3 protein-coding genes are annotated in these 3,251 nt (G+C 69.5%); all 3 read left to right on the top strand.

Annotated features, from left to right (window positions below):
• Window positions 1–1,764 (top strand): methylmalonyl-CoA mutase family protein (locus tag QH283_RS15190; RefSeq protein WP_280503645.1); only part of this gene is annotated, 1,764 nt, incomplete at its 5' end.
• 106 nt (window positions 1,765–1,870) lie between these two features.
• Entirely contained in the window at window positions 1,871–2,950 is a 1,080-nt protein-coding gene (locus QH283_RS15195) for an amidohydrolase family protein (protein ID WP_280503646.1), read from the top strand.
• Between the two features lie 57 nt (window positions 2,951–3,007).
• Window positions 3,008–3,251 (top strand): NAD(P)-binding protein (locus QH283_RS15200; RefSeq protein WP_280503647.1); only part of this gene is annotated, 244 nt, incomplete at its 3' end.

The raw sequence follows: 3,251 nt of genomic DNA on the forward strand, positions 1-3,251 counted from the left end.
GACCCGGACAGTGCCGCCCTGCTCGCCGAATGGCCCGAGGTGGCCGAGAGCTATCGCGGCGAAGAACAGGTGGTACGGGTGCGCGATCGCGAGATCCGCACCGCGCTGCGACGGACCTCGTTGTCGGGCAGCAGCATTCCGCGCGTGGCGTTGCCGCGCTACACCGACCATGGCGAGCTGCTGCGTTTCCTGCGCGCGGAGAACCTGCCCGGCCGTTTCCCGTTCACCGCCGGGGTGTTCCCGTTCAAGCGCGACAACGAGGACCCGGCGCGCATGTTCGCCGGCGAGGGCGACCCGTTCCGCACCAACCGGCGCTTCAAGGTGCTCTCGGAGCACTCCGAGGCCAAGCGGCTGTCCACCGCCTTCGACTCGGTCACCCTCTACGGCCGCGACCCCGACGAGCGCCCCGACATCTACGGCAAGGTCGGCACCTCCGGCGTCTCGGTGGCCACCATCGACGACATGAAGGCGCTCTACGACGGTTTCGACCTGACCGCGCCCACCACCTCGGTGTCTATGACCATCAACGGTCCCGCGCCCACCATCCTGGCCTTCTTCCTCAACACCGCGATCGACCAGGCGCTCGACCGCTTCCGCGCCGAAGCGGGCCGCGAACCCACCGAGGACGAGGCCGCCGAGGTCAGGGCGCGCACGCTGGCGACCGTGCGCGGCACCGTGCAGGCCGACATCCTCAAGGAGGACCAGGGCCAGAACACCTGCATCTTCTCCACCGAGTTCAGCCTGCGCATGATGGCCGACATCCAGGAATGGTTCGTGCGCAACAAGGTCCGCAACTTCTACTCGGTCTCCATCTCGGGCTATCACATCGCCGAGGCGGGCGCGAACCCCATCAGCCAGCTGGCCTTCACCCTCGCCAACGGCTTCACCTATGTGGAGGCCTATCTCGCGCGCGGGATGCACATCGACGACTTCGCGCCCAACCTGTCGTTCTTCTTCTCCAACGGCATGGACCCGGAGTACTCGGTGATCGGCCGGGTCGCCCGCCGCATCTGGGCGATCGCGCTGCGCGACAAGTACGGCGCGGCCGAGCGCTCGCAGAAGCTGAAGTACCACGTGCAGACCTCGGGCCGCTCGCTGCACGCCCAGGAGATGAACTTCAACGACATCCGCACCACGCTGCAGGCGCTGATCGCCATCTACGACAACTGCAACAGCCTGCACACCAATGCCTACGACGAGGCCGTCACCACCCCCACCGAGGATTCGGTGCGCCGGGCGCTGGCCATCCAGCTGATCATCAACCGGGAGTGGGGCCTGGCGATGAACGAGAACCCGCTGCAGGGCGCGTACATCATCGACGAGCTCACCGACCTGGTCGAGGAGGCGGTGCTGCTGGAGTTCGAGCGGATCAGCGAGCGCGGCGGCGTGCTGGGTGCGATGGAGACCGGCTACCAGCGCGGCAGGATCCAGGACGAATCCATGCTCTACGAGCACCGCAAGCACGACGGCTCGCTGCCGATCGTCGGCGTGAACACCTTCCGCAGCGAGCGCCCGGAGCCGGAGCAGACCATCGAGCTGGCCCGCGCGACCGAGCAGGAGAAGAAATCGCAGCTCGACCGGGTGCGCGGCTTCCAGGACGACCACCGGGAGCAGGCCCGCGCGGCGCTGGCCCGGCTGGAGGCGGTGGCCCGCACCGACGACAACATCTTCGAGGTGCTGATGGACGCGGCGCGGGTGTGCTCGCTCGAGCAGATCACCGACACCTTCTTCACCGTCGGCGGGCAGTACCGGCGGAACGTGTGAGGGTGCGGCACGGGGGCACGGCCGGGTGGGCGGCGGTGGTGCGTGAAGCCCTCGCGGCGGGTACCCCCACCCGCGGGGATCGGAGCGAGCAGACGGGACGGACCCGATGAGCATCGACGAGCTGCGCGTGATCGACGCGCACATCCACCAGTGGGACCCGCTGGCGACGCCGCGCGAGTTCAGCTCGACCGCGCGGCTGCTGAAGTACCTGCCGCTGCCGCTGTCGCTGGCGGTGCGCCTGGCGAACGTGCGGGACCGGGAGTTCGTCGGCCACCCGGCCCCCTACCTGGCGCCCTACCTGCCCGCGGACTATCGCGCCGACGCGGCGGGAGTGCCGGTGGAGAGCATCGTGCACATCGAGGTGGATTGGCACGGCAAGGGGCCGACCGCCAAGGCCGAGGAGACCCGCTGGGTGGCCGGGCTGCCGTTCGGGATCGACACCCCGAGGCTGGCCGCCATCGAGGGCTCCGCCGACCCGGCGGCCCCCGGCTTCGCCGAACTGCTCGACGCCCACCAGAGCGCCTCGCCGCTGTTCCGCGGCATCCGCACCATGGTCGCCCACCACCCCGACCCCGACGTCAAGGTGTTCACCCACGATCCAGCGGCACTGACCTCGCGAGCCTTCCTCGACGGTTTCGCCGAGCTGGCGCGCCGGGATCTCGTCTTCGAGGCGTGGGTCTACTCGCACCAGTTGCCGCAGGTCACCGCGCTCGCGCGACGCCATCCCGAGGTGAGGATCGTGCTCAACCACCTGGCCACCCCCGCGGGCGTGTTCGGCCCGATCGGCCGGGAGACCGGCCGCACCCCCGAGCAGCGGCACGCCCTGCTGGAACGCTGGCGCGAGGACATCGCCGAGCTGGCGTCGCTGCCGAACGTGGTCGCCAAGGTCAGTGGACTGGCCATGCCGGTGCTCGGGCATCCGGTGCCCAAGGCCGGGCAGAGCACCCCCGCCGAGGTGTTGCTCGACCGCATCCGCCCGCTGGTCACCCACGCGCTGGACTGCTTCGGCGCGGACCGGCTGATCTGGGGATCGAACTTCCCGGTGGACAAACCGATCACCACCATCGCCGCGAGCGCGACCGCGGTGTGCACCGCCCTCACCGAGGCCGGCGCCGACCGGGCCGCGGTGCAGAAGGTGTTCGCGGACAATGCCGCCCGGGTCTACCGCATCGAGCCGCCTTCCTGAGAGTCTGGAAGGCGCAGCGGACGGCGACGAGGCCGTCCCCGCACGGAGGAGATCGCCATGCCGAGACCATCACGTGACAGCTACGACCACGAGATCATCGTCGTGGGAGCAGGATTCTCCGGCATCGGTGCGGCGATCAAACTGCGCGAGGCCGGTTTCGACGATTTCCTGATCGTGGACGACGCCGACGGCGTCGGCGGCCCCTGGGACTGGAACACCAATCCCCGTGTCGCGGTGGGCATCCCCACCATCAGCGACCAGTTATCCTTCGCCCAGCGCGACGACAGGTGGCGGGTGTTCG

Origin of the sequence: Nocardia farcinica, from assembly GCF_029867845.1 — a bacterium.
Lineage (GTDB): Bacteria > Actinomycetota > Actinomycetes > Mycobacteriales > Mycobacteriaceae > Nocardia > Nocardia farcinica_A.